This window comes from Bacillus sp. MM09(2025) (assembly GCF_050496725.1).
Lineage (GTDB): Bacteria > Bacillota > Bacilli > Bacillales > Bacillaceae > Bacillus > Bacillus pumilus.
In genome coordinates this window covers 270,437-289,613 of the sequence record NZ_JBNWEN010000004.1, presented here as the reverse complement: position 1 = coordinate 289,613, position 19,177 = coordinate 270,437, and the positions used below count along the sequence as shown (strand labels likewise).

The window sequence follows — 19,177 nt, the reverse complement described above, 5'->3', positions numbered from 1 at the left end:
CATGAAAAAGCAATGGTATACTAAAAATCGCCCAAGAAAACGTAAGGGGAGTTAAAGTGAGTGATAAATGATGAGTTGGTTAGATAAATTTTTTAGTGTATTTTTAGGAGAAGAAAAGAAAGAAGAAAAAGCTGTGAGACCTGAGGAAGGTCCAGTTGCACCAAAGCAGCCAGTTTTTGAACAGCATAAAGAATATAAAAAAATTGAAGATACAAAAGTCTATTATGAATATCCAGCAGGCAACTTCCGCTTTCCGCTCGTTCCAGATGAACCTCAGCGAGACGGAGTAAAGCAGGAAAGAAGACGCCCGAAGCAAGGCCACCCAAAGGCCAAGCAGAAGACCTATGAGTCAAAACAAACGGTGCAGCCTGACATTCATAAAAAGCCATTCAAACCAGAGCAAATTCCGTCACCAATCTATGGCTATCATCAGGATATGCGTCCAAAACGAACAGAGACGAAAGAAGAATCATCTTCTGTTCAAATGAAAGCAGCAGAAACAGCGCAGCGAGTCACCCTGTTATCAGAAGAGGCAGAGCGTGAACGAAATGTCAGACAGCAAATGAACATTCCGTCAATACGGAAAGAAAATCGTATGGAAGAAACAGTTCCAGCCCCAGCAGAAGAAAGAGTGGACATGCAAACAGACGTGACTCCGCTTACTTTGCAAGAGGAACTCGCTTATCAGGATCACGTTCAATCGACGATGGAGCGTTTAAATGACGAGCCTTTCATTCAAACAGAGGAAAAAGAGCCAGTCTTTTCTGAGTCTCAAGACCATATTGAAGCTGACTTACATAATCAGCAAGCCGAAGTGTATCACGAACCGCCGGTAGAGTCTGAGCTGGTACAGGATGTTTCCAGTGAAGACGAAGAAATAAAAGCTGAGCCAGTAGAACAGTTTGTCGATCATACAAAGGAAATAGAACCGTTGACATTCGAAACAGCGGAAGACACGCATCCCGCAATTGAAATGGAAGTAGACATGCCGGCAGAAGAAGTAGAGGTACTAGACGACATCTCAGCAGAACCGGTCGAGGAAATAAAAACTGATTCCATCGAAGAAGACCATCAAGAAGAAGTGCCAGCGGAATCATTGGAAGAAACTGAGCCAATTGCCGAGCATGATCTGCAAGAAGATCAAATGTTAGAAGAAGCGGAAATAGTAGAAGATCAAGTGATGCCAATAGAACAAGCAGCAGACGAACAGACCGCTACTGAACGAGTAGAACCTGTCATAGAGCAGCAAGAAAAGCAAGAACAATTGCATGAAGTGATGGAAGAAAAACCGAAACAGACATCTCCTCAGACACAACGTGCAAGCGGACAAACCTCAACGGTTCCTTTTAACGTCATGATGTTAAAAAGTGATCAGCGTGTGCAAGGACAAAAGAAAGCAGCAGATGCCCAAGGTTATGTGTTTCCAAGCCTCGCCCTATTAGACGTACCTCCAGCTCAAAAAGAAGAGGACGGGACATGGGTGAAAGAGCGGGCAGAGCTGCTCAATGCCACGCTGAAAAATTTCAATGTCAGAGCAAGTGTCGTTCATGTCACGCAAGGCCCTTCTGTGACGAGGTTTGAAGTACATCCAGAACCAGGTGTCAAAGTGAACAAAATCACGAACCTGTCAGATGATATTAAACTCAGTTTGTCCGCAAAGGATATTCGAATTGAAGCACCAATTCCAGGAAAGAACACGATTGGGATCGAAGTGCCGAACCTTCACAGTAAAATGGTTTTCTTACGAGAGATGATCAGAAGCAGTGCGTTTAGAGACAATCCATCTCCTTTAACAGCAGCACTCGGATTAGATATCTCAGGACAGCCTGTTGTCGTTGATCTGCAAAAAATGCCGCATGGCTTAATTGCTGGAGCAACCGGTTCAGGAAAAAGTGTCTGCATCAATACCATTTTAGTGAGCTTAATGTTTAAAGCGTCACCAGATGAAGTGAAAATGCTGTTAATTGACCCTAAAATGGTCGAATTAGCGCCTTATAATCATATTCCGCATCTTGTGAGTCCTGTTATCACCGATGCCAAGACAGCGACAGCTGCTCTGAAATGGGTAGTGGATGAAATGGAAAGACGCTACGAACTGTTTGCGCACTCTGGTGTGAGAGAAATCAAACGATTCAATGAGCTTGTCAAAGAAAAACAAATGGGTGAAAAACTACCTTATCTTGTCGTGGTGATCGATGAGCTCGCTGATTTAATGATGGTCGCACCAAACGAAGTCGAAGAAAGCATTTGCCGAATTGCGCAAAAAGCAAGGGCGTGCGGTATTCACTTATTGATTGCCACACAAAGACCTTCTGTTGATGTCATCACAGGTCTGATTAAAGCCAATATTCCAACAAGAATTGCTTTCTCTGTCTCAAGTCAGGTAGATTCTAGAACGATCATCGACATGGCAGGTGCAGAAAAGCTTCTCGGAAAAGGAGACATGCTCTTCTTAGAAAATGGCTCCGGCAAGCCGACGAGGCTGCAAGGAAACTTTGTATCAGACCGCGAGATCGATCAAGTAGTGGCACATGTTAGAAAACAGCGTAAGCCAGTATTCCTTTTCGAACAGGAGGAATTAATGCTCCAAGGCTCTGCGATTACAGATGAAGACGAATTATTTATGGATGCCTGCCGTTTTGCCATTGAGCAAAATAGCGCTAGTACATCGAGTTTGCAGAGAAGATTTAGAATTGGCTACAATCGTGCAGCCAGATTGATCGACATGATGGAACGCGAGGGCATGATCTCTGGTGCAAAAGGCAGTAAGCCAAGGGAAGTCCTCATGACACTGAGTGACTTAGAACAGCTGATCTAAACAAAATCACTTCATTTTTTTCATAAACATGGTATGATAGCACATAGGTGCAATTTTGGAATTGGACGCTTTTCGCATGCCTGTCAGAACGCTTTTTTATGTAAAATGAGCGAAAGCAGGTGTTAGAAATAGGAAAGTTGTCGGATACTAATCATAGTTAATATTGATTAGAATAGGAAGATCGGAAAAAATCTTTATTTGGAGCTGCGATCTGTGACCCGCTAGAGGCGAAAATCACAAGTTGCAAATTGAAATGAGCGTCATATACTGTAAGTCAGATAGACGTTTGTTGGAGGTACAATTATGACTGTTTATCATTTTGTTGGAATAAAAGGGACAGGTATGAGTCCACTGGCCCAAATTCTTCATGATACTGGGTATACTGTCCAAGGATCGGATATCGAAAAACATATCTTTACACAAAAAGCATTAGAAGAACGAAATATTAAAATTCTTCCTTTTGACCCAGATAATATTCAGCCAGGGATGACCGTCATTGCAGGTAATGCATTTCCTGATACACACCCTGAGATTGAACGTGCCCTTTCTGAAGGGATTCCTGTCATTCGTTACCATAAATTCCTTGGAGAATACATGGATTCATTCACAAACGTTGCGATTACTGGTGCTCATGGTAAAACGTCAACAACAGGACTGCTTGCCCATGTGATGCAATCAGCGAAACCAACTTCATACTTAATCGGTGATGGATCTGGTATGGGGAAAGAAAACAGCGAGTATTTTGTATTTGAAGCATGCGAATACCGCAGACACTTCCTCAGCTATCATCCAGACTATGCGATCATGACCAATATTGATTTTGACCATCCTGATTATTTCTCGGACATTGACGACGTGTTTGATGCGTTTCAAAACATGGCGCTTCAAGTGAAAAAAGCCATTATCGCTTGCGGTGATGATGAGCATCTGCCTAAGATTCAAGCGAAGGTACCTGTTGTGTACTACGGTTTCAATGAAGAAAATGATTTCCAAGCACGCAATGTTGTAAAAAACACGGAAGGCACTACATTTGATGTGTTCGTGCGCAATACGTTTTATGATACCTTCTACATTCCTGCCTATGGAAATCATAATGTCCTTAATTCATTAGCTGTCATTGCATTATGTCACTATGAAGCCATTGATGTAGAGCTCATCAAAGGGGCACTAACGACATTTGGCGGAGTCAAACGCCGCTTTAATGAAAAAGTAGTCGGTGAGCAGGTTTTAATTGACGACTATGCCCATCACCCAACGGAGATTGAAGTCACAATTGAAGCAGCACGCCAAAAGTATCCAGACCGTGAGATTGTGGCTGTCTTCCAGCCTCATACGTTCACTCGTACACAGCAATTCTTAAGTGAATTTGCTGACAGTCTAAAGAAAGCGGACTATGTATATCTATGCGATATTTTCGGTTCAGCCCGTGAAAACATTGGGAAGCTGAGCATTGAAGATTTACGAGAAAAAATCCCGCAGGCCCAATTGATTGCAGAAGAAGACACATCTGTGCTGAAAGCGCACGAAGATGCGATTCTGATCTTTATGGGAGCAGGAGACATTCAAAAATATTTGCGTGCTTATGAAAAAGTCGCTGTATAAATACTTAAACGAACAGTGCCGTTTTGATCGGCACTTTTTTTATTTTGAATAAAATGTGACAAAGGGGCTAATTGTGTCAACATCAGCCGCATTTTTTCGTTCGCTGTGGACAGGAATTAGCGAATAAGTGTAGAATTATTATTCAAACGGTCATTCTAGGCGATGTTTGAATGATACAACGAGAGGGTATTGAATTGAATATGCCCGCAGCAAAGGAGGTATCAGATGATTATTATTCTATATCTAAGCGTTGCACTGATCGCAATTGCTTTCCTCATTCTTGTCATCTACTTGTCCAAAACATTAAAATCCTTACAGCTGACATTAAAGAATGTCGCATCAACTTTAGAAGGTCTTGAAGGTCAGATGCAAGGGATCACCACAGAGACAGCACAGTTGCTACATAAGACGAATCAGCTTGCTGAAGATATCCAAGACAAATCGGCAAAACTCAACACAGTTGTGGATGCGGTGCAGGGAATTGGCGGCTCGATCAACCAATTTAATTCAAGCATAAAGCAGGCAGCTGGTGCGGTTTCTTCATCCGTTGAACGAAATCAAGAAAAAGTCACGGATGTGGTAAGCTGGAGTAACGCAGCACTTGAAATTTATAAAAAGTGGAAACAACGAAAACACCAAAAATAAACCATTTTCGCATAGGAGGAATAATCATGAGCAAAGACGGAATCAATAGCAAAGACTTTTTGATCGGAACACTTATTGGTGGCATTGTGGGTGCAACAACAGCCTTATTTTTAGCACCGAAGTCAGGGAAAGAGCTTCGCGATGATTTGAACACCCAAGCGAATGTTTTAAAAGAAAAAACAGATCGACTCACAACAGATGCAAAAGAAAGAGGCACTGAATATGTGACGATTGCGAAAGATAAAACGTCTGAATTGTCCCAACTGGTGGCAGAACAGTCAAACCAAATTTTAGACAAAGTGAAAGACATAAAAGAGCGTGCAGCTGGAAAAGCTAATCATGTGAAAAGTGAAGCAGAAGATGCGGCAGCTGACCTAGCAAGTGAAGCATCAGATGTAGCAGATGAAGTAAAAGTACGAGCACAAGAAGCGAAATCAGAAATTGAAGATGGCATAAAAGATGTCAAAGAAAAAGTAGAACAATCGACTAAAGGCTAACTCTTACTGCACAGAGTGAAGAAGGAGAACATCATGTCAAAACAACTCATTGAAACAGAAGCACAGTTTGATCAACTAACGAATCAAGATGGGACCTTTGTCTTTTTTAAGCACAGTTTGACATGTCCGATCAGTCAAGCGGCTTTTCAAGAGTTTGAAGCATTTGCGTCTGCACATGAAGACGTGCCAACTTATTTCTTGCAAATTCAAAACACAAGGGAGCTTTCATCCTATGTGACAGAAAAGTCGGGGGTAAAGCACGAAAGTCCCCAGGCACTCGTCTTTAGTGGTGGAAAAGTAAAATGGCATGCATCTCACTCAAGCATTACAAAAGAAGCGCTTGAACATAATGTGTAAAAGAAACGTCAGCAATTGCTGACGTTTTTTTTATAAAAAAAGGTTTACTTCAATCAAAACTATGCTATAATCTTACACATAATACTTTATCACTTAAAAGCGTTTGGGTAATAAAGAAAATTTTCGTGACAATTCCGAAATCTTTGTTTATAATAAACCCTATCATGAGAGAATGAAATAATAAAAAGCGAGAGCGGGCAGAGGAAAGGATGACAAAAATGAGCAACAATGAACTAGAACAATTGAGACAGCAAGCAGATGAACTAAATCTCCAAATTTTAAAACTGATCAATGAAAGAGGAAATATTGTAAAAGAAATTGGAAAAGCGAAAGAAGCGCAAGGTGTCAACCGTTATGATCCTGTCAGAGAGCGCACAATGCTAAACCAAATTCTTGAAGAAAATGATGGACCATTCGAAAACTCAACGATTCAGCATATTTTCAAAGAGATTTTCAAAGCAGGTCTAGAACTTCAAGAAGATGATCATAGCAAAGCACTTCTTGTTTCTCGTAAGAAAAAACCAGAAAATACAATTGTCAATATCAATGGAGAAGCGATCGGAGATGGGAAACAGCGCTTCATTGTTGGACCATGTGCTGTTGAAAGCTACGAGCAAGTCGCAGAAGTGGCGGCAGCAGCGAAACAGCAAGGACTAAAACTTCTTCGCGGAGGAGCATTTAAACCTCGCACAAGTCCATACGACTTCCAAGGACTTGGTGTAGATGGTCTAAAAATTCTAAAGCGTGTAGCGGATGAATACGGTCTTGCTGTCATTAGTGAAATCGTCAATCCTGCTCACATTGAAGAAGCGATTGAGCATATCGATGTTATCCAAATCGGTGCACGAAACATGCAAAACTTCGAACTTTTAAAAGAAGCTGGATCTGTGAAAAAACCTGTTCTTTTAAAACGCGGTCTTGCAGCGACGATTTCAGAATTCATCAATGCAGCTGAATACATCATCGCCCAAGGAAATGATCAAATCATCCTTTGCGAGCGCGGTATCCGCACATACGAAACAGCGACAAGAAATACACTAGATATTTCTGCTGTGCCAATCTTGAAACAAGAGACACATTTACCAGTCTTCGTTGATGTGACGCACTCAACTGGACGTAGAGATCTTCTCCTTCCAACAGCGAAAGCAGCTCTTGCGATTGGAGCAGACGGTGTCATGGCAGAAGTGCATCCAGATCCATCTGTTGCTCTATCTGACTCAGCACAGCAAATGGACATTCCACAATTCGAAAAATGGTTAGATGCGTTAAGACCACTTGTGAACATTCACGCATAATCATAGATAGAAAAGCCGCCGGATGACTGCCCGGCGGTTTTTCTATGGAGTAAATAGGATAAAGATTGGGAATGAAAGGAAAAGAGCACATTACAAGCCTCAAACGTGCTTGTTCACAATGTTTTCATTTTTAAAATTCAATACAATCTGCTAAGATCATTGTCATAGCTAACGTTCTCGACGGTTTTTCATGAAATATGATTCAATTTACAGGTAACAAGCTCATTAAAGTTTGTTTAATTTAGTTATAAAAAGAAAGGGAACGTTTTCATATGATGAAAAAACGTGTATAATTTCATAAAAGAATGTCATTTTGATGTAGATTGAAAAATTATGTGTCTCTTTTCATCGTTTTAATGACAAATAGGATATTATTTTCCTCGTATCTGACATGTCTCTATCCAATTGGTGAATGCTATAGATATGAAGTGTATTTGAAGGAGTGATTTATGTGAATAATGTTACAATATATGATGTAGCAAGAGAAGCAAATGTAAGTATGGCAACGGTATCACGAGTAGTGAATGGGAATCCGAATGTAAAACCAACAACAAGAAAAAAGGTACTTGAAGCGATTGATCGTCTTGGCTACCGTCCGAATGCTGTGGCACGAGGCCTTGCAAGTAAAAAAACAACAACGGTTGGGGTCATCATCCCTGATATTTCTAGTATCTTCTATTCGGAGCTTGCTCGCGGAATTGAAGATATCGCCACAATGTATAAGTACAACATCATTTTGAGCAACTCAGATCAAAATACCGATAAAGAGCTTCATCTATTAAATACTATGCTAGGTAAACAAGTAGATGGGATTGTCTTTATGGGCGGAAACATCACAGATGTGCTTGTTGAAGAATTTAAGCGCTCTCCTGTGCCAATTGTTCTTGCAGCATCTGTTGAAGAGCAGGCTCAAACACCATCTGTCAACATCAACTATGAGCAAGCGATTTATGATTCAGTACAACTTTTAGTTGAAAAAGGACATAAGCGAATTGCCTTCGTATCTGGCCCAATGTCAGAACCGATTAACTCTATGAGAAAGCTTGCAGGTTATAAACGTGCGCTTGAAGAAGCAGGCATCGCATTTGACGATGCGCTCGTCGCTGAAGGCGATTACTCTTATGATTCTGGAATTGAATCACTTGCTCATCTACTTGAGCAGTCTGATAAGCCGACAGCTGTTATTGCGGCTACAGATGAAATGGCGTTAGGTGTCATTCATGGAGCACAAGATAGAGGCGTATCGATTCCTGAGGATTTAGAAGTGATTGGCTTTGATAACACGAGACTTTCTCTCATGGTGCGTCCTCAGCTGACAACTGTTGTTCAGCCGACGTATGATATTGGCGCTGTCGCAATGAGACTGCTGACGAAGCTGATGAACAAAGAGCAAGTGGATGACCAAATTGTGGAACTTCCACACCGAATTGAAGAAAGACAATCAACAAAATAAAACGAAAAAGCAGGCTTACACATCAGTGAATGCCTGCTTTTCTTATGCATTTTTCTTTTCTCTTCTAACGGGCATCAGTGCTTTTTCTACAGTTTGAGCATTTTTTTCTGTGATTTCTGCTTTTCTTGGGATCGGTGGATATAAATCGTCAGGATCTCCCCATGTGGATGGCAGAGTGACGGGCGATTGTTTATGCCAAGCCTGAACCCAGTCCTGAGGCAGTTCATCAGGTGGTGTAATGCCTTTCATTTCAAGCCAAATTCGGCTCCATGCCCTTGGCACGACCCGCCAAATATCATATCCTCCTCCGCCGACAGCGATCCATTTGCCATCACAATATTGATGCGCTAACTCATGGGCAAGTTTAGGAATTTCCTCATATATTTTCATGGTGGCAGATAAATGGGTTAACGGATCATAGTAATGTGCATCTGCACCGTTTTGCGTCAAAATGACATCTGGTTTAAAAAAAGCAGCAATTTCAGTCACTGCTGTTCGGTATGCTTCAAGGAACGATTCGTCTTCTGTAAATGCATCAAGCGGAATATTGTAGGCGTAGCCATAGCCTTTATCGTGACCTCTTTCCTGTACTTGTCCAGTTCCAGGGAACAAATAGCGTCCCGTTTCATGAATCGAGACCGTACAAACCTCAGGGTCGTCATAAAAGCTGAATTGTACACCATCTCCGTGATGGGCATCCGTATCAATATACAAAATTCTTGCACCGTATGTCTTTTGAATATATTGAATCGCCACTGAGCTGTCATTATAAATACAGAAGCCGGATGCACGTCCTTTAAACCCGTGATGAAGTCCACCGCCAAGATTCAGTGCATGCTGCGTGTGTCCCATCATCACTTGGTCAACGGCTGTGAGTGTCCCGCCAACAAGGAGAGAAGCTGCCTCATGCATACCTGCAAACATCGGTGTATCCTCCGTGCCAAGACCGTAGCGCTCACCCTCTGCTGTAGAGAGCATTCCTTCACTAGCCCGCTGCACAGCTTGAATATAATCGGCTGTATGGACGAGCTTTAATTCATCAAGGGTCGCCATACGCGGTGCGACGATCTCATCATCTGTTAACACCTTCATTTTTTGAAGCAGGTCATATGTTAAGTAGACACGAAGCTGATTGAAGGGATGGTCTTGGTGAAACTGGTACGTTTGAAAAGAGGGTGAAAAAACAAAGGTCGCTTCCTTCATTTGATCGTCTGCTCCATTGGCCACAGCACCTTATATCCTTTTGCGCGAATCAGCTTCGTCACATGGTCTGCATGCATGGTTTGAAGGCGGAAGACGAGCACTTTAGATGATTCATTTGCATGCGGATACACAAGCACACTCAGCATTTGAATATGCTGTTCCTTTAAAATGGCCGTGATGTCTGCAAGACCTTCTGTCATTTGGTCCACTTCAACCTCTAAGTGTGACCCAGGCTGATCTGCACCTGTCAGTCTGACAAACGTACGAAGCAAATCAGTCTTTGTGATAATACCTACAAGCTTACCGCGTCTCACCACTGGAAGGCAGCCAATTCCGTGTTCAAAAAAGACACTTGAAATCTCTTCAACGAAATCAAGCGGATGAGCAGTAATCGTCTCTAATACCATGATCTCCTCAACAGGACGCTGAATAAAGAGCTGTCTTTTTTCTGTTTCAAATATACTTGGACTGGCATTTTTAATATCTCGATCTGTCACCATCCCAATGACAGAACCTTGATCAGATACGATCGGAATATGCCGGATGTGATGTGCACTCATTTTTTTTACGGCCTCTTCAATCGTATCGGTTTTTCGCAGCGTGATCACATCACGCTCCATAATTTGTTCAATCATCATTGTTTACCAATCCCCTTTGCCAAAAAAACGAATTGAACGTTAATACATAAAGCGTTGATGGAAGCGGAGACGATCGAAACGCTCAATCGAATCAGGACTCACATTTTTCCCGATTCTGGCCATTAAACAATTGGCTGGATGTGAGCTGATCTCTGGCTCGTCTGTTGCAAACCAAACAAGACCGCCTGCGTTCATCATTTTCTCCATCATCTTGCGGTACTCCCACACGTTTTTCTTTGTCCCCTTTAAATCCCAATGCCAGTAATATTCAGTTGTAATGACGATATAATTCTCCATTTGCTCATCCAGCATGCTCACATCAAGTAAATGTTTGCCAAGTGAGCAGCCTCTAAATGGAGGAGCGACCTCAATCGCGCCAAGCTCGATTAAATTGTCCATGTTGCCCTCTGACCAGCGCTCAAGCGGATCAGGATATAAATACGTGACATAGCCGACAACAAGCTCATCCACTCTTGCAATGATAATACGTCCTTCTGGAAGATCTGCTATTTCAACAAGTGCTTGTTTCTGTTCCTCTGGCGTGCGAAATGCCGTTAGGCCTTCATGAAATGTATAGTTCGCAAGCTCTGATGCAGGTACCGGACCTTCAATAAGGATGGAACCTGTTTCTCGCTCAATGATTTTTGAATAATAAGTTTTAGGATGCTCCACGTATCCACCGCCTCAAATTCTAGTGAGTCGTCTCTATTTTATCTTAAAACCTGCAAGAATTAAAACGGTTTCACTATAAGTTTTTTAAAAATTGAGAAAAAAAGTCATCTATACTATAATGGTCATTGTAAACGTATGCAAAGGGGGACTGTTTGATGAAAGTGGAAACGCTACCATCAGTAAAAGGGGACTATCATTTAAATGATTATGAGCAGGCATACAAAGAATTTTCATGGGAAGAAGCAAGAAAAAACTTCTCATGGTATGAAACAGGAAACATAAATGCAGCCTATGAAGCGATTGACAGACATGCGGACTCGTTTCGCAAGAACAAGGTGGCGCTTCATTACAAAGATTCACAGCGGGATGAAAAGTATACGTTCAGAGATATGAAAATCAACACAAATAAAGCGGGCAATCTATTCAGAGAAAAGGCGCATGTGCAAAAAGGAGATCGCGTATTTATCTTTATGCCTAGATCCCCTGAGCTCTATTTTCTTCTGCTTGGCGCAGTTAAAATTGGTGCGATCGTTGGCCCGTTATTTGAGGCATTTATGGAAGGTGCGGTCAAAGACCGTTTAGAAAATAGCGAGGCGAAGGTCATTGTGACAACGCCAGATCTGCTTGAACGAATTCCGTTTGCAGAGCTTCCGAAACTTGAATCCGTCATTATTGTCGGCGGTGAAAAGGAAGATATCGATGGCGTTCGGACCATCCATTATGAAGAAGCCTTTGACCAGGCGGCGAAGGATCTTGAAATCGAATGGATGGATGAAAAAGACGGCTTTCTGCTTCATTACACGTCAGGGTCGACAGGTACGCCAAAAGGTGTGCTACATGTCCATGGTGCAATGGTGCAGCAGGATCAGACCGGTAAATGGGTGCTTGATCTGAAAGAAGACGATGTCTACTGGTGTACAGCTGACCCAGGCTGGGTAACAGGCACAGTGTACGGCATTTTTTCACCGTGGTTAAACGGGGCAACAAATGTCATTTTAGGCGGCAGATTTAACCCTGATACGTGGTATGAAACGATTGAATCACTAGGTGTGACCGTTTGGTACAGTGCACCGACCGCCTTTAGAATGCTAATGGGGGCAGGAGATGACCTCATTCAAAAATATGATCTCAGCTCGCTTCGTCATGTGTTAAGTGTAGGTGAGCCCCTTAATCCAGAAGTCATTCGCTGGGGAGACGCTGTATTTGGCAAACGAATTCATGACACTTGGTGGATGACGGAAACCGGTGCACAGCTGATTTGTAATTATCCATGCATGGACATTAAACCAGGTTCAATGGGGAAACCGATTCCAGGTGTAGAAGCTGCGATTGTGGATAATGCCGGAAATGAACTTCCGCCATATCGGATGGGCAACCTCGCCATCAAAAAAGGCTGGCCGTCTATGATGCATACGATCTGGAACAATCCTGAAAAATATGAATCTTACTTTATGCCGGGAGATTGGTATGTTTCAGGAGATTCAGCTTATATGGACGAAGACGGATACTTTTGGTTCCAGGGACGTGTCGATGATGTGATCATGACATCAGGAGAGCGGGTTGGTCCTTTTGAGGTGGAAAGCAAACTGGTTGAACATCCGGCCATTGCAGAGGCTGGTGTCATTGGAAAACCAGATCCGGTCCGCGGTGAAATTATTAAGGCATTCATTGCGCTTAGAAGCGGATATGAGCCGACAGATGAGCTGAAAGAAGAGATTCGTACGTTTGTGAAAAAAGGACTCGCTGCACATGCGGCACCGAGAGAAATCGAGTTTAAAGACAAACTCCCTAAAACGCGAAGCGGAAAAATTATGAGACGTGTACTAAAGGCGTGGGAACTGAATTTACCAGCTGGCGACCTATCGACAATGGAAGATTAATTTTTTCATCAGTTGACTTGATATCAAAAATATGTTTAAAATGACATTAGTTGAATATGTAAAGGTTTTGACTGAGATTCAGTAGAATCATCTTTCCCTGTCCAAGAGAGCTGACGGCTGGTGCGAGTCAGTGCAAAGAGATATTCGAATTACCCTCACGAACCGCTTTTACGAAAAGGAGCATGCATGCTGTCCTGATTAGTAAAAGAACGGATCTGTCCGTTATCAGTGTAAGTGAAAAGACGTGATGTATTGTCTTTTAAGCAGGGTGGTACCGCGATATATATCGTCCCTTCGTTCATTCGAAGGGGCGTTTTTTATGTTGAATTGTAAAAAAGGAGAATGAGATATGAGTCAATTGATGGAAGAGTTATCGTTTAGAGGATTAATTCAGCAGCAAACAGATGAAGAAGGTTTAACAAAGTTATTAGCAGAAGAAAAAATCAAGCTTTACTCTGGTTTTGACCCAACAGCGGACAGCTTACACATTGGTCACCTATTGCCAATTTTAACATTACGCAGATTCCAGGAAGCAGGTCATCACCCGATTGCTCTTGTTGGCGGTGCAACTGGACTAATCGGTGATCCTAGCTTCAAAAAAGCAGAACGTTCACTAAACCCAGCAGAAATCGTCGAACAGTGGTCAGATAAAATCAAAGGTCAGCTTTCTCAATTTCTTGATTTTGAAGCAGGCGAGAACCCAGCCGTTATCGTGAATAACTACGACTGGATCAGCCAAATGAATGTGATCACATTCCTTCGTGATATTGGGAAGAACTTCGGTGTGAACTTCATGCTGGCAAAAGATATCGTCAGCTCACGGATTGAGACAGGAATTTCGTACACAGAGTTCAGCTACGTCATCCTGCAATCTTTAGACTTTTTAAACCTTTACAGAAATAAAAACTGTAAACTGCAAATTGGCGGAAGCGACCAGTGGGGAAATATTACATCTGGACTTGAGCTGATCCGTAAGTCTGAAGCAGAAGGGGCAAAAGCATTTGGTTTAACGATGCCGCTTGTCACGAAAGCAGACGGCACGAAGTTTGGTAAAACAGAAGGCGGCGCCATCTGGTTAGATAAAGAAAAAACATCTCCATATGAGTTCTACCAATTCTGGATCAACACAGATGACCGTGACGTTGTGAAATACTTAAAATACTTTACGTTCTTATCGAAAGAAGAGATCGCATCTTACGAAGAAAAAGTGCAAACAGCACCTGAAAAACGTGAAGCACAGCGCCGTCTAGCAGAAGAAGTCACAACACTCGTACATGGCCGTGAATCACTAGAACAGGCAGTTAATATCTCAAATGCGCTATTCAAAGGCGAGATTAAATCTCTTTCAGCCGAAGAAGTCAAAGTAGGCTTTAAAGATGTTCCATCAATGGAGAAAAGCAGCACAGAAGAGTTGACACTTGTCGATGTCCTTGTGGAATCAAAGCTGTCACCATCAAAACGTCAAGCACGTGAAGACATCACAAATGGTGCAGTTTCCATCAACGGAGAGAAACAAACCGATAAAGACTACGTCCTTTCAGCGGAAGATAGAATTGAAAACCAATTTACTGTCTTAAGAAGAGGGAAAAAGAAATACTTCCTTGTGAATTACAAATAAGAACGATGTGCAGCCGGCTGCGATAACCGGCTGCTTTTTTTATTTAAAATGTGAGACGGGTGCTCAGTTAAGAGTCTATTAGACTGCTCATAGACACTTTGTCTAGTCTTTTGGCATTGGCACTTAGAAAGTCAAAGGTGCTTTTTCAGTAATTATTTTCTATAAAATAAAGCAACAAACAGTGCCTTGTTCACTTTTCTGACATATTTTTCTTGTATAAAATAGAGTCGAATAAGATGATTAAGGGGGAATGAAAGTGATTCGTTTTAAGAAAAAGAGTTTGCAAATTCTTGTTGCCCTTGCCTTAGTGCTAGGTTCAATGGCCTTCATCCAGCCGAAAGAAATCAAAGCGGCTGAGCACAATCCGGTTGTGATGGTGCATGGTATGGGAGGAGCGTCTTATAACTTCGCTTCGATTAAAAGTTATTTGGTTACACAAGGCTGGGATCGAAACCAATTATTTGCTATCGATTTCATAGACAAAACAGGGAATAACCGCAACAATGGTCCGCGTTTATCCAGATTCGTCAAAGATGTGCTAGACAAAACGGGTGCCAAAAAAGTAGATATTGTGGCGCATAGTATGGGCGGGGCGAACACGTTATACTATATTAAGAATCTAGACGGCGGCGATAAAATTGAAAACGTCGTCACACTTGGTGGAGCGAATGGACTCGTTTCACTCAGAGCATTACCAGGCACCGATCCAAATCAAAAAATTCTCTATACATCTGTCTATAGCTCAGCCGATTTGATTGTTGTCAACAGCCTTTCGCGTTTAATTGGGGCAAGAAATGTCCTGATCCACGGCGTTGGACATATCGGTCTATTAACCTCAAGCCAAGTGAAAGGGTATGTGAAAGAAGGATTGAATGGCGGAGGACAGAATACGAATTAAAAAATGAAAAAGACAGCGACTTGTGCTGTCTTTTTTTGTTAACTGTGTAAAAAAGATTATTATTTAAATTTAATTAATCTAGAGAGAGATGAAGGACCTATTTCAAAACATCATTATCATTAGAATAGTAGGTGTTTTAAATAGTAATTAATAATTAGATTATTTAAAATACAAGAAGTGCTAGAACCTTTATAATGGCTGTTTGCTTTAATTTTTAGTTTGAGAATATAAATATAATGTTAACACAATGAAGAATACAACTTTTATCTCAATAATTGATTGGAAAAGGATGTTATAGTATGTAGATGTTGGGGGAGCTATATGAATTTATGTGCTCCATTTTTGATTGAAAAAGTTCAATCTTAATATTACATGTGAAAGTTCAAATACTATAATTTAAGGGGATATTATGAGAAACAGAGTATTCTTTAAAAAAACAATTTTTATTATGTTAGCATTATTTTTGGGTTTTTCCGTTGTTGCTTCACCAATCGCAACTGCCAAAACAAATGCAAATGAAACAAATGTGAATTTACTAGCTAAAGATTTAGAGTTTTTGATGGAGAGAGCTAGTATATATGATCAAAATAATCAATTGATTGGTTTTGATTTTGAGAAATTAAGAAATAGATTTGGAGATAAAAAAGAATTTAAAATTTTAGAAAATGAAATAAATAAAAACGGAATTAAGATAGAAAAATCTTCAGATTTAACGACTCAGGCTGCTAAAGGAACCTGGGGAGATTGTATGATTGATTCATTAAAGGATCATTTTGGTGTGGCAATGATAGAAGTGGCTTTAACTGGTGGTCTCTGGAGCTATCTAGAAAAGAAGGCTTATAAAGAAGCTGCTAAGCTTTTGCTGAAGATTGGAATTGGTGGAAATGTTATCGGTTTAGTAGCTTTTCTTACTTGGTATTCAGCTAAATGCATGGAGGGAAGAGGGCCGTGGGCATAGTAAGTGGGTAATTCATCGGCTTGGTATAAAAGGAGGAAAAGATGATACAAAAACTAAAGTTATATTTCTTAGGATATTTTTTTTATTTCCCATTATCATTTTTAATCATCTATATCATATGGATGTTTATGATTAAATCAGCGAAATTTTTTGATGTTATTTCTAACAGTACGTCAATCATTGGAATTTATTATATAATTGCAAGTGTGTTCTTTGTTTTTTTACTTCAAACCAAATTTAAAGATGTTAAGTAAAGTGAAAATAAAAAGAAGCTAGTAAGTCTGCATATGCTTCTAGTTTCTTTTTCAATTTAATTAAAGCATGTACAAAAGAATCACCATCCCTTACACTACATGTAGTGAATAAGAATCTTTGGAGGTGAGCGTTTGTGCAAACGAGTCAAAAGGCTTTGATCATTATTGATGTACAGAAGGCGTTCGAGCATGAAAAGTGGGGCGAACGCAATAATCTAGAGGCAGAGGAAAATATCAGCCAGTTATTGAGGGTTTGGAGAGAGAAAGGCTGGAAAGTCATTCATATTCAGCATACAGCCGACCATCCAGACTCTGTGTTTCATCCGGCAAATGAAGGACATCTGTTCAAAGATATTGCCAGACCGTTAGAGGAAGAAACGGTGATCCAAAAGAAAGTGAACAGTAGCTTCATTGGTACGAACTTGGAAGAACAACTAAGATCAAACCATATTGACACGGTCGTGATCGCAGGGCTCACAACACCGCATTGTGTATCCACAACCACAAGAATGAGCGGAAACCTGGGCTTTGACACGTTTCTGATTTCGGACGCAACAGCTGCCTTTGGGCTAACAGATCAAACCGGTACATATTTTGACCCAGAAACAATCCATCGGCTCTCACTTGCCACACTCCATGATGAATTTGCGACTGTGCTGACAACAGAGCAGCTTATCACAAATTTGGCAAAATCATAATTGAACGTTAGAAAGCTCCTAGAAAAATTCTAGGAGCTTTTTTTATGCCAAGTCAGATGTGTCCAGTGATTGTTTTCGTTGTTTTTTACGTGAGTACATGAGATCAATCTCAATAAATATTAAGCTGACAAAGAATGATAAAATCAATATACCGTACTCCCCTATCGATACATTCACTAGGTTGAAGTGAAGGACATACTTGATAGAGAGATGTAAAACAATCCAAGAACTGATCCATTCTAAAGCATAAGTTAGCCATGTAGGGAGCTTAAGTAAATAAGCCAGCCCTTTGCCTACGAATAGAAGAATAGGTGACCAAAAAACGACGATGACACTCACGAATAATGAGAAAGAAATCAAAGAAAAAAATGAATCATACGTAATTTGCTCTCCAAAAAGAAAATTTACGCCTAAAGTGGCGATGTATAGCACACCAGCTGAAACGACGATCACAAAACAGAGAGAAAAAAAGAGCAGTAGGATAAACAGACTTGCAGCAAACCTATTTGGTGGTTCATCGATGATTTGTTTTTTTCTTAAAATTGAATAGGCGATAGCAGCTAGGGTGAAGAGTAAGAATATAATGATTGTGATACTATACATGGAACTCCTCCATTTAAGTACTATAGAAGACCATCCGATTGGATATGTCATCCATCACCATTCTATCAATATTTCCCTATATTTGTATACGGTGATTTGGAGGGGGGGATTGAAAAAAGAATCGCAAACAAAAAACCCTAGAAATCCTTGAATAATCAAGGGATCTAGGGTTTTTTTGATCTCTCTTTGGAGAGTCATGAAATTAACGAGAGTAGAACTCAACGATTAGTTGTTCGCTGATTTCAGGCGCTAATTCAGAACGCTCTGGAAGACGAGTGAAAGTTCCTTCAAGCTTTTCAGCATCGAAAGTAAGGTATTCAGGAACGAAGCTGTTCACTTCAACTGATTCTTTCACAACTGCAAGGTTTTGAGATTTCTCACGAAGAGCAATCGTTTGACCTGGTTTCACAGAGAAAGATGGGATGTCTACACGGCTTCCATCAACAAGGATGTGACCATGGTTGACTAACTGACGAGCTTGGCGGCGAGTACGAGCAAGGCCAAGACGGTATACTAGGTTGTCAAGGCGAGTTTCAAGAAGAATCATGAAGTTTTCACCTTGTTTACCAGGAATTTTAGCAGCTTTGTCAAATAGTGTACGGAATTGACGTTCGTTGACACCGTACATGTGACGAAGCTTTTGCTTCTCTTGTAATTGTAAACCGTATTCAGATAGTTTTTTGCGTTGTCCTGGACCATGTGGGCCTGGAGCGTAAGGGCGTTTTTCAAGTTCCTTACCTGTTCCGCTTAATGAAATGCCTAAACGGCGGGAAATCTTCCAACTTGGACCTGTATAGCGAGCCATAATGTGACTCCTCCTTATTTGTTTTTATTTGTGAAAAATAAAAACCGTCTGTTCTTTGTCTTTTCCGTCATTATGTTTTCATGCATCCTCGCTCCAGCAGCAGGGAGTTACAAGATGCACCTTCATATAGAAGGAACAAAATGATACAAAAAAGCCGAACAAAAAGGCTGCCATATTTCACACAAACTCTATTATAGGACGCTGGATAGGAGAAGTCAACCTATTTAGAGGCAATGGCGGTGCCTTGCGTCTGCGAAGAAAAATAAAAAAGCAGACAATATGT

The 19,177-nt window shown here is 41.0% G+C and carries 17 protein-coding genes and 1 other annotated feature; of the genes, 12 read left to right on the top strand and 5 right to left on the bottom strand.

Annotation, left to right across the window (positions count from 1 at the left end; genetic code table 11):
• The first annotated feature begins 67 nt into the window (after nt 1-67).
• The 7 genes from ACQYAC_RS07685 to ccpA all read left to right on the top strand — a co-directional run bounded on the left by ACQYAC_RS07685 (nt 68) and on the right by ccpA (nt 8,667).
• Nucleotides 68-2,818 (top strand): DNA translocase FtsK, encoded by a 2,751-nt coding sequence (locus tag ACQYAC_RS07685; RefSeq protein WP_429943043.1) that lies wholly within the window; start codon nt 68-70, stop codon nt 2,816-2,818.
• 303 nt (nt 2,819-3,121) lie between these two features.
• A complete protein-coding gene (gene murC / locus ACQYAC_RS07680) occupies nt 3,122-4,420 on the top strand; it encodes a UDP-N-acetylmuramate--L-alanine ligase (protein ID WP_058015043.1) in 1,299 nt (432 codons plus the stop codon).
• Nucleotides 4,421-4,645: 225 nt separating this feature from the next.
• Nucleotides 4,646-5,065, top strand: coding sequence for a DUF948 domain-containing protein (locus ACQYAC_RS07675; RefSeq protein ID WP_058015044.1), 420 nt, complete (start codon nt 4,646-4,648; stop codon nt 5,063-5,065).
• A gap of 26 nt (nt 5,066-5,091) precedes the next feature.
• Nucleotides 5,092-5,562 carry a YtxH domain-containing protein gene (locus ACQYAC_RS07670; protein ID WP_429943042.1) on the top strand — a complete coding sequence of 157 codons (471 nt, stop codon included), beginning with the start codon at nt 5,092-5,094 and terminating at the stop codon, nt 5,560-5,562.
• A gap of 33 nt (nt 5,563-5,595) precedes the next feature.
• Nucleotides 5,596-5,919: a bacillithiol system redox-active protein YtxJ gene (gene ytxJ / locus ACQYAC_RS07665; protein ID WP_429943041.1), complete on the top strand. Its 324-nt coding sequence runs from the start codon at nt 5,596-5,598 to the stop codon at nt 5,917-5,919.
• 218 nt (nt 5,920-6,137) lie between these two features.
• Nucleotides 6,138-7,214 carry a bifunctional 3-deoxy-7-phosphoheptulonate synthase/chorismate mutase gene (locus tag ACQYAC_RS07660; RefSeq protein ID WP_058015046.1) on the top strand — a complete coding sequence of 359 codons (1,077 nt, stop codon included), beginning with the start codon at nt 6,138-6,140 and terminating at the stop codon, nt 7,212-7,214.
• A gap of 451 nt (nt 7,215-7,665) precedes the next feature.
• Complete coding sequence (gene ccpA / locus ACQYAC_RS07655) at nt 7,666-8,667, top strand: catabolite control protein A (protein WP_034665514.1); 1,002 nt, start codon at nt 7,666-7,668, stop codon at nt 8,665-8,667.
• Between the two features lie 42 nt (nt 8,668-8,709).
• Here ccpA and ACQYAC_RS07650 read toward each other — a convergent pair whose 3' ends face one another.
• The 3 genes from ACQYAC_RS07650 to ACQYAC_RS07640 are packed head-to-tail and all read right to left on the bottom strand — an operon-like array spanning nt 8,710 to nt 11,180.
• Nucleotides 8,710-9,870 (bottom strand): acetoin utilization protein AcuC, encoded by a 1,161-nt coding sequence (locus tag ACQYAC_RS07650; RefSeq protein WP_429943940.1) that lies wholly within the window; start codon nt 9,868-9,870, stop codon nt 8,710-8,712.
• On the bottom strand, nt 9,867-10,508 hold the full coding sequence (locus ACQYAC_RS07645; RefSeq protein ID WP_061409135.1) for a CBS and ACT domain-containing protein: 642 nt from the start codon (nt 10,506-10,508) through the stop codon (nt 9,867-9,869). Before ACQYAC_RS07645 ends, ACQYAC_RS07650 begins: the two co-directional genes overlap by 4 nt.
• 39 nt (nt 10,509-10,547) lie before the next feature.
• Nucleotides 10,548-11,180 (bottom strand): GNAT family N-acetyltransferase, encoded by a 633-nt coding sequence (locus ACQYAC_RS07640; RefSeq protein WP_429943040.1) that lies wholly within the window; start codon nt 11,178-11,180, stop codon nt 10,548-10,550.
• A gap of 155 nt (nt 11,181-11,335) precedes the next feature.
• Between ACQYAC_RS07640 and acsA the strand changes: the two genes are divergently transcribed.
• The 5 genes from acsA to ACQYAC_RS07615 all read left to right on the top strand — a co-directional run bounded on the left by acsA (nt 11,336) and on the right by ACQYAC_RS07615 (nt 17,486).
• Entirely contained in the window at nt 11,336-13,060 is a 1,725-nt protein-coding gene (acsA, locus tag ACQYAC_RS07635; RefSeq protein WP_058015048.1) for an acetate--CoA ligase, read from the top strand.
• Nucleotides 13,061-13,118: 58 nt separating this feature from the next.
• Nucleotides 13,119-13,357, top strand: a binding site (T-box leader).
• A gap of 52 nt (nt 13,358-13,409) precedes the next feature.
• Nucleotides 13,410-14,678 carry a tyrosine--tRNA ligase gene (tyrS, locus tag ACQYAC_RS07630; protein WP_429943039.1) on the top strand — a complete coding sequence of 423 codons (1,269 nt, stop codon included), beginning with the start codon at nt 13,410-13,412 and terminating at the stop codon, nt 14,676-14,678.
• A 319-nt stretch (nt 14,679-14,997) separates the two neighbouring features.
• Nucleotides 14,998-15,576: an esterase/lipase family protein gene (locus ACQYAC_RS07625; RefSeq protein WP_370339288.1), complete on the top strand. Its 579-nt coding sequence runs from the start codon at nt 14,998-15,000 to the stop codon at nt 15,574-15,576.
• A 409-nt stretch (nt 15,577-15,985) separates the two neighbouring features.
• Nucleotides 15,986-16,534 carry a hypothetical protein gene (locus ACQYAC_RS07620; protein ID WP_180310353.1) on the top strand — a complete coding sequence of 183 codons (549 nt, stop codon included), beginning with the start codon at nt 15,986-15,988 and terminating at the stop codon, nt 16,532-16,534.
• A gap of 388 nt (nt 16,535-16,922) precedes the next feature.
• Nucleotides 16,923-17,486 (top strand): cysteine hydrolase family protein, encoded by a 564-nt coding sequence (locus ACQYAC_RS07615; RefSeq protein ID WP_429943038.1) that lies wholly within the window; start codon nt 16,923-16,925, stop codon nt 17,484-17,486.
• A 42-nt stretch (nt 17,487-17,528) separates the two neighbouring features.
• On the opposite strand, the gene ACQYAC_RS07610 is transcribed toward ACQYAC_RS07615, so the two are convergent.
• Both ACQYAC_RS07610 and rpsD read right to left on the bottom strand, forming a co-directional pair.
• Nucleotides 17,529-18,089: a hypothetical protein gene (locus ACQYAC_RS07610; RefSeq protein ID WP_429943037.1), complete on the bottom strand. Its 561-nt coding sequence runs from the start codon at nt 18,087-18,089 to the stop codon at nt 17,529-17,531.
• Nucleotides 18,090-18,291: 202 nt separating this feature from the next.
• Nucleotides 18,292-18,894, bottom strand: a complete 603-nt coding sequence (gene rpsD, locus ACQYAC_RS07605; RefSeq protein ID WP_058015054.1) for a 30S ribosomal protein S4 — start codon at nt 18,892-18,894, stop codon at nt 18,292-18,294.
• Between the last annotated feature and the right edge of the window lie 283 nt (nt 18,895-19,177).

Excerpts from the sequence above, each read along its gene's own strand:
- ACQYAC_RS07650 (WP_429943940.1), bottom strand. The coding sequence starts at position 9,870 with ATGAAGGAAGCGACCTTTGTTTTTTCACCCTCTTTTCAAACGTACCAG.
- ytxJ (WP_429943041.1), top strand. The coding sequence starts at position 5,596 with ATGTCAAAACAACTCATTGAAACAGAAGCACAGTTTGATCAACTAACG.
- rpsD (WP_058015054.1), bottom strand. The coding sequence starts at position 18,894 with ATGGCTCGCTATACAGGTCCAAGTTGGAAGATTTCCCGCCGTTTAGGC.
- ACQYAC_RS07620 (WP_180310353.1), top strand. The coding sequence starts at position 15,986 with ATGAGAAACAGAGTATTCTTTAAAAAAACAATTTTTATTATGTTAGCA.
- acsA (WP_058015048.1), top strand. The coding sequence starts at position 11,336 with ATGAAAGTGGAAACGCTACCATCAGTAAAAGGGGACTATCATTTAAAT.
- murC (WP_058015043.1), top strand. The coding sequence starts at position 3,122 with ATGACTGTTTATCATTTTGTTGGAATAAAAGGGACAGGTATGAGTCCA.
- ACQYAC_RS07645 (WP_061409135.1), bottom strand. The coding sequence starts at position 10,508 with ATGATGATTGAACAAATTATGGAGCGTGATGTGATCACGCTGCGAAAA.
- ACQYAC_RS07625 (WP_370339288.1), top strand. The coding sequence starts at position 14,998 with ATGGCCTTCATCCAGCCGAAAGAAATCAAAGCGGCTGAGCACAATCCG.
- tyrS (WP_429943039.1), top strand. The coding sequence starts at position 13,410 with ATGAGTCAATTGATGGAAGAGTTATCGTTTAGAGGATTAATTCAGCAG.
- ACQYAC_RS07675 (WP_058015044.1), top strand. The coding sequence starts at position 4,646 with ATGATTATTATTCTATATCTAAGCGTTGCACTGATCGCAATTGCTTTC.
- ACQYAC_RS07670 (WP_429943042.1), top strand. The coding sequence starts at position 5,092 with ATGAGCAAAGACGGAATCAATAGCAAAGACTTTTTGATCGGAACACTT.
- ACQYAC_RS07685 (WP_429943043.1), top strand. The coding sequence starts at position 68 with ATGATGAGTTGGTTAGATAAATTTTTTAGTGTATTTTTAGGAGAAGAA.
- ACQYAC_RS07610 (WP_429943037.1), bottom strand. The coding sequence starts at position 18,089 with ATGTATAGTATCACAATCATTATATTCTTACTCTTCACCCTAGCTGCT.
- ACQYAC_RS07660 (WP_058015046.1), top strand. The coding sequence starts at position 6,138 with ATGAGCAACAATGAACTAGAACAATTGAGACAGCAAGCAGATGAACTA.